Source organism: Pseudoalteromonas sp. SR45-5 (genome assembly GCF_014163565.1).
GTDB classification, from domain to species: domain Bacteria; phylum Pseudomonadota; class Gammaproteobacteria; order Enterobacterales; family Alteromonadaceae; genus Pseudoalteromonas; species Pseudoalteromonas distincta.
This window is the reverse complement of the sequence record NZ_JACJDN010000179.1, coordinates 1-6,828: the sequence shown is the minus strand read 5'-3', so window position 1 is coordinate 6,828 and position 6,828 is coordinate 1. Positions and strand designations below refer to the sequence as shown.

The following is a 6,828-nucleotide window of genomic DNA, read 5'->3' as shown; positions in this document are numbered from 1 at the left end:
GGGCATTTTATCATTCATTGTAAGCACTATTTAAAGCTACTCATCAACGAGTTGTTCACTTCTGTAAAAACCACTTGGCTCACTCAACAAATCAACAAGTTCAGGCATTATTGCATCCATTGTTTGCTTTAGCTTCCATGGAGGGTTAATCACAATCATGCCAGATGCTGTCATGCCGTGTACGTCAGTGTCCGCTTCAGTGCCTAATTCAAATAGCTGAATGTTGCGCATTCCTGAATCAATTAAGCCCTGCTCCATATTATCAATGCGCTCTCTGTCTACTACCGGATACCAAATCATATAAGTACCTGTAGCAAAACGCTGATGAGCTTTAACTAAGGTTTTTACAACCGTTTCGTAGTCATCTTTAATTTCGTACGGAGGGTCAATTAACACACACGCTCTGCGAGATGCTGGTGGTAATAATCCTACTAAGCCGGTAAAGCCATCTTCTCCGCGCACACGAATGGAGCGCTTACCTTGCATATTTTCTTCAAGTAATAATAAATCGCGCGGGTGCAGTTCAAAAAACCAACCCTTATCTTGGCGGCGCAAGTAATGCTCTGCAATTTTTGGTGAACCCGGATAAAATGCAAGTTCGTCAGTGTCGTTAAATGACTTAATTAATTCAATGTACTCATTAAGCTCAGCATGTTCACTTTTATGTTGCCAAAGTTTTTCAATACCATCTTGATACTCTTGCGTTTTTTGCGCATCAGCAGCTGCCAGTTCAAAAAAGCCAGCACCTGAATGCGTGTCTATATAATCAAGCGGTTTATCTTTAATTGTTTGGTAATTTAGTACTTGTGCCAGTACTAAATGTTTAAGTACATCGGCAGGATTACCCGCATGAAATGAGTGTCTGTAACTAAGCATTATTTATTTTCGCCATACGCAATTTAATATCGTAAGTGAACCATAAGCACTAGGCTTTGGCAACTCACACCAAGATAAGAGAGTGTTAAAGTGAACCATTTCTGAATGAAAAAGCTCATATGCTGAATTATCCCTTAACGCAGAAGAAAAATCAGCTAAAACCACCGTAAATGCTGGCAAATCAACACACTTTGCTTTACATTTGCATGACATTAATTACAGTTATATGAGCGCCTTTATGAACAACACTACTCTTCAACAACTCGAACAACTGATCGATTCTTTAATCGAACGTAATAATCAATTACAAACAGATGTTGCTACTTTAAAAGAACAGAACACTAAACTAAGCGATGAAAACGAATTACTACAGCTTGAAGCTTTAGAAAATGAAGAAAAGCAAAAAGATGCCAGCACTACTTTATCTGGTCTTCTTGATAAATTACAAAGCGCACAACAGGCTAGCTAATGTCTGAGCTGCAAAACCAGCGGGTCACTGTTGAGTTGCTAGGTAAAGAGCAGCAATTTGCTTGCCCCGAAGGGCAGGAAGATGCATTAATAGCAGCAGCTAAAAATCTAAATGACTTAGTTGAGCAAATGAAACAACGCTCAACCGTTAGAAACGATCAAAAAGCCCTACTAATGGCAGCATTAAACTTAAGCCACGAATTGCTAGAAGCAAAAACACAGGCTACAGTTGAACAACAGCATCAAGACCAATTGATTGATAAACTCAGTCAGCATTTGGCAAATGACCCCAAACACCAAAAATAAAAAGCGCATACTGCGCTTTTTGTTTATTATTAAAGTAATTAAACCTCAGCGTAGAGATAATAAATGAAGTTAAAACTTTCAAACATAACCTCTTCATGTAAGCACTTACTATTGTCATGCACTTTACTATCAATAGCACCTAGCACCTACGCTGCCGTTATTTGGAATACAATAAACCCTCATATTCAGTTTTTAAAGCAACAAGACAAGCTTCGCTTTTACGACTCTAACCAAGTATTAATTGAAGGCGAAAAATGTGCCCTACTGGTTGATACGAGTGCCAATTTTGCTGCAGTTGAACAACTTGCTGAAGATTTAAAAAAACGCCTTAAAACACCTTTATGCTATTTGGTTGCCACGCATTACCATGACGATCACTTGCTAGGTATGGCGGTTATGCAAAATTTTTATCCTGATGCCAAGCTCGTTGTTCATCAGCAAGTAAATAAAAATTTTAGCCTTTACCAAACAGCATATACCGACAAACTAGACACCTATGAAAAGAGCATTGAGCTGAGCTACCAACGATTAGCGAATGTCCCTAAAGAAGAGCAAGCTAAATGGCGTGATAAGTTAAAGCTTGCAAAAAAGCGACTTTTTCGCTGGCAGGAGTATCAGCTTAGCAAACCCGAAATAGTAATTAATAGTCGTAAAATTATCGACCTTGGTGGTTTTGAGGTAACGCTTGAGCCGCAGCAAGCCCATACTAACGGTGATTTAACTATTACTACTAATAAGGGCAGTGTGCTGATTGGTGGCGATATCGTTGACTGGCTTCCTTACCCTGGTCACGGCGAACTTAAAAGTTGGCAAACGTTGCTTAAGCAATATATTAACGACGAAAAGCTCACTATTATTATACCTGGCCACGGCGGCACATTAACAAAAGAGCAGCTGAAACAGCCACTATCATTTTTAACAGCCATAACAGAGCACGTTAAAAACAATAAAGATCAAAGTATTGAGCAGTTAATGCTATCGTTTCCTGAATCAGTTATTGAGCCTTATAAACAAGAAGCGCTTAATATAAAATCGAGCAACTTCTTTTTACAAGCTGGCCTAAATCGCGCAAAAAGCGCAGAATAACTCAACACAACGGATTGTGTTAAAATAATAAAAGGAATTTACAAAAGTGATCACTATGCGCAGTTTGGTTTTATGTTGTTTGGGTATTTTGTTATTTGGTTGTCAATCAACGGAACAAGAACCACAAGACGCTCCACAAATATTTACTCATTTTGAGCCTGACTATACTTATGATATTGACGATGAAGTAGCTCAAACGCCTCAAGTTAATGAGCCAGTTACGCCACTTCAATTCAAAAAAACAATCGTAAAAAAGCGCCCACCAAAAACCACCGATCTGTGGGTGCATATAGCCAATAATCTACACTTTACGATTTATCAAAATCGCGCTTTAAAAAAGCGTATCAGCTGGTATGCAAAGCAACCTAACTACTTACAAACGGTGAGCAAACGCGCAGCGCCTTACCTGTATCACATCGTAAAAAAAATTGAGCAAAAGCAATTACCTATGGAGCTCGCATTACTACCATTTGTAGAAAGCGATTTTAGACCAACAATAGCCTCATCACAGCAAGCTGTTGGTGTTTGGCAGTTAGTTGGCGCAACGGCGCATCACTTTGGTGTTAAGTCAGACCAATGGTATGACGGGCGCCAAGACGTACTTGCTTCAACCGATGCTGCACTTGATTACTTAAGTTATTTACATAAACGCTTTGATGGTAATTGGCTACATGCTTTGGCCGCTTATAATAGTGGTGAGGGCCGTGTTAAACGTGCAATCGAAAAAAATAAAAAACGCGGTAAAAGCACCGATTACTGGTCGCTCAGCCTGCCAAAAGAAACCGCTGATTATGTACCCAAATTACTCGCTTTAAGCTATTTAGTTAAACATCCACAAAAGGGCATTAAACGCCCAAAGCTTGCATATAAACCATTTACAACACAGATGAACATAGGCCAGCAGTTCGACTTTTCAGTCATTGCCAAGCTCTCTGGTATAGGTTCAAAGCAGTTACATGCTATTAATCAGGGATATTTAAAAAATCAAAGCTCACCTAACGGGCCGCACACTTTACTGCTGCCTATAGGGCAAGAAGCATTATTAAAAAGTCAGTTCTTCAAATCAAACTTTGCTGGAGAGTACATCGTTAAACAAAACGATACGCTTTACAGTATCGCCAGGCGTTTTAGTATGTCTGTAAAAGCTTTAAAACAACTTAATAATAAAAATAATAATTTAATAGGTGTTGGAGAAAAGTTATTAGTTGGACAACCTAAAACTCTGCCAAGCACATTAACTGTTGATTACAAAATCAGCCCTTATTTAGAACACCAAGAGATTGCGATCCCCACCATTGAAATAGATTACGAAGTTAAGTCAGGCGATAGCCTTTGGAGTATAAGTCAGCTTTATGATGTACCTCATAGCGACTTGGCAAAATGGAACAAACTCTCTGCATCAAGTATTTTAAAGCCTGGCACTCAATTAGTACTGTTTATACCACAGGCTGAAAAGCAAAAAGCAGCACCAATAAAAAAAGATTTACTGCTAGATTTACAAAAAACACTAAATCAGCCACGTTAAGTTTATAAACAAGTATATTTCGCGTAAAATTGCGCCCTAACATAGTTATTATTTGAAGAGACAAGCATGCAAATTAGCAAAAATTCAGCAGTTGAATTTCATTACACCCTTAGCGAAGCGGGCGAACAAATTGAAAGTAGCACAAACGAAGCGCCACTTACTTACATTCATGGCAGCGAAGGCATGCTTCCTGGTTTAGAAAAAGCACTTGAAGGCAAAGAAGCTGGCGAAAAATTTAGTGTAACTCTAGAGCCAAGTGAATCGTACGGCGAGCGTGTTGATGATTTAATTCAACGTATTCCGCTTAAGCACCTACAAGGCGACGTTAAAGTATGGAAACCAGGTATGACAGCAATGGTTAGCTCTAACCAAGGTCGTCATCAGGTTACTATTGTTAAGGTTGGTCGTTTTAACGCAGATTGTGATTTAAACCACCCATTTGCGGGCAAAACACTCACGTTTGACGTTGAAGTTGTATCTGTACGTGAAGCGACAAGTGAAGAAGTTTCTCACGGACATGTGCACGCTGAAGGCGGCTGCGGTCACTCTCACTAGTTAGCAATAAAGGAAGTAAGTATGTCTAAAGTTGCAGTAGTTACAGGTGGTACAAAAGGAATTGGTCTAGCCGTTGTAAAGCGTTTGCTAAGTAATGGCTATAAAGTACATAACCTTGATATAGAGCCAAGCGAAACTGGTATATTTCATCAGTGTGATGTAAGTGATGTATCGGCGGTACAAAGCTGCATCAACGCTATCTGTGAACAAAGTAAACGTATTGATGTACTTGTTTCTAATGCTGGAAAACACTTAAGCGCAAATATAGAAAGCACCGACGAGCAAACTCTCGATGCACTTTTTGCGCTTAATGTTAAAGGCGCGTATGCCGCAGTACAAAGCGTATTGCCAAGCATGAAAGCGCAAAATAGCGGCGCTATTATATTAGTCGCATCCGATCAAGCAATTATAGGTAAGCAAAACTCTTTTGCGTATAACCTAACAAAACATGCCCTTGCCTCAATGGCCAAAACAACGGCGCTTGATTACGCGAGCTTTAATATTAGAGTAAATGCGGTATGCCCTGGCACAATAGAAACCCCGCTATTTCATAACGCGATAGATGCGTACTGCGCAAAAAGTGGCGCAAACAAAGCTGAAATAGTTGCCGAGGAAGCAAGTCTGCAACCGCTTAACCGATTAGGTCAAGCCGACGAAGTTGCTGCTCTTGTGAGCTTTTTAGCAAGCGACGATGCCAGCTTTATTACTGGTAGCTTACAAAGTATTGATGGCGGCTATACAGCCCAATGAGCATGCAAATTATTGACCCTCATGTGCATTTTTTTAATCTTGCCGAGGGGCAATATACTTGGCTACAAGGCGAAAACCCACCAGCATGGCCTAATCTAGAAAAAATTAAACAACCAATAAGTGCAAAGCAACTTGTTAAAAGTACTGATTTTGAACTTGCGGGTATTGTGCACATTGAGGCTGGGTTTGATAATCAATCACCTATAAACGAGTTAAACTGGCTAAGCTCGCATTTAAAAAACCTTTCATTTAAGGCTATTAGTTACAACCAAATTGATGCGCCCGCAGAGCAATTTAATCACGCGCTGAATGCACTGGCTCATTCAAGCCTTTGTGGTATAAGAGATATAACCGAAGAAGATGATGCAGTGAGACTAAAAAGCCCTCATTGTATTAATAACCTTAATTTATTGGCTACAAATAAACTGCATTTTGAAGCTCAATTTGATATTGAAAATAGCGAAATAACCAAACAAATAGCTTACTACGCTAAGCAGCTACCGCAGCTTCAAATTATAATTAATCATGCAGGACTGCCAAGTAATTTAAATGACTGGCAACAAGGTGCTGAGTTACTTGCTCAGCACGACAACATAGCAATTAAATTCTCTGGTTTTGAATTACTTAGGCTCACCAGTGAGCAACAAGCCGCGTGTTTTAATTTTCTTTTTAATCACTTTGGCCAGCAGCGTATTATGTTTGCTAGCAACTTCCCTGTGTGCCAAATAAATACAAGCTACAACAACCTATGGCACTGCCATAAGGCGTTATGCTCAAACGATAAGACATGGCATGACCTTAGCTATGCAAACGCTAAGCACTACTATCAAGTTTAAGTAAAACTAGTTATATTAAACTCTCTTTTTATAATAATACGGCCAATTTATGAAAATGTACTTTTTACTAATCGTTGTATTTTCTGCGTTTTTTCTCAATGGCTGCATATCTCAAAATCCAGATCCGACACCTAAGCTGCAACATGCTCTACTGGCAAAGCCAAATAAAACAGCCGTTAGCAAAGCAATTAAAACACTTGTACATATACAAGAAACTCAATTAGCTGAGAATGTATTTACTACCAGCAGCACAGTAACCCTTAGCAATGTGGATGGCAATAATATTATCGACACGCAAAGTCGCAATACACCCGATCAGTTTGAATTGATGATTAAAGGCAAGCAATGCTATATACGCCACCTTGATAGTAAAGCCACTATTGAGCTTAAAGACGTAGAATGTAGAATTAACGAGCTATAACAAGC

The 6,828-nt window shown here is 39.3% G+C and carries 9 protein-coding genes; 8 read left to right on the top strand and 1 reads right to left on the bottom strand.

Translation table 11 applies throughout. The features are described from left to right. Positions 1-36: 36 nt before the first annotated feature. Positions 37-876 carry a 23S rRNA (adenine(2030)-N(6))-methyltransferase RlmJ gene (locus H5072_RS08765; protein WP_182671457.1) on the bottom strand — a complete coding sequence of 280 codons (840 nt, stop codon included), beginning with the start codon at positions 874-876 and terminating at the stop codon, positions 37-39. A gap of 238 nt (positions 877-1,114) precedes the next feature. Between H5072_RS08765 and zapB the strand changes: the two genes are divergently transcribed. The 8 genes from zapB (at position 1,115) to H5072_RS08725 (ending at position 6,823) form a co-directional block, all read left to right on the top strand. Further along, a complete protein-coding gene (gene zapB, locus H5072_RS08760; RefSeq protein WP_002957855.1) occupies positions 1,115-1,345 on the top strand; it encodes a cell division protein ZapB in 231 nt (76 codons plus the stop codon). Next, positions 1,345-1,650 carry a cell division protein ZapA gene (locus H5072_RS08755; RefSeq protein WP_002957856.1) on the top strand — a complete coding sequence of 102 codons (306 nt, stop codon included), beginning with the start codon at positions 1,345-1,347 and terminating at the stop codon, positions 1,648-1,650. Before zapB ends, H5072_RS08755 begins: the two co-directional genes overlap by 1 nt. 63 nt (positions 1,651-1,713) lie before the next feature. After that, on the top strand, positions 1,714-2,736 hold the full coding sequence (locus tag H5072_RS08750; protein WP_182693290.1) for an MBL fold metallo-hydrolase: 1,023 nt from the start codon (positions 1,714-1,716) through the stop codon (positions 2,734-2,736). Between the two features lie 55 nt (positions 2,737-2,791). Next, positions 2,792-4,261, top strand: coding sequence for a LysM peptidoglycan-binding domain-containing protein (locus tag H5072_RS08745; protein WP_182693289.1), 1,470 nt, complete (start codon positions 2,792-2,794; stop codon positions 4,259-4,261). A gap of 66 nt (positions 4,262-4,327) precedes the next feature. Continuing rightward, on the top strand, positions 4,328-4,816 hold the full coding sequence (locus H5072_RS08740; RefSeq protein WP_002957860.1) for a peptidylprolyl isomerase: 489 nt from the start codon (positions 4,328-4,330) through the stop codon (positions 4,814-4,816). A gap of 21 nt (positions 4,817-4,837) precedes the next feature. Then, complete coding sequence (locus tag H5072_RS08735; protein ID WP_024595817.1) at positions 4,838-5,566, top strand: SDR family NAD(P)-dependent oxidoreductase; 729 nt, start codon at positions 4,838-4,840, stop codon at positions 5,564-5,566. Continuing rightward, entirely contained in the window at positions 5,563-6,402 is an 840-nt protein-coding gene (locus tag H5072_RS08730; RefSeq protein ID WP_182693288.1) for an amidohydrolase, read from the top strand. Before H5072_RS08735 ends, H5072_RS08730 begins: the two co-directional genes overlap by 4 nt. 49 nt (positions 6,403-6,451) lie before the next feature. Beyond that, a complete protein-coding gene (locus H5072_RS08725) occupies positions 6,452-6,823 on the top strand; it encodes a hypothetical protein (RefSeq protein WP_024595815.1) in 372 nt (123 codons plus the stop codon). The last annotated feature ends 5 nt before the right edge of the window (positions 6,824-6,828 follow it).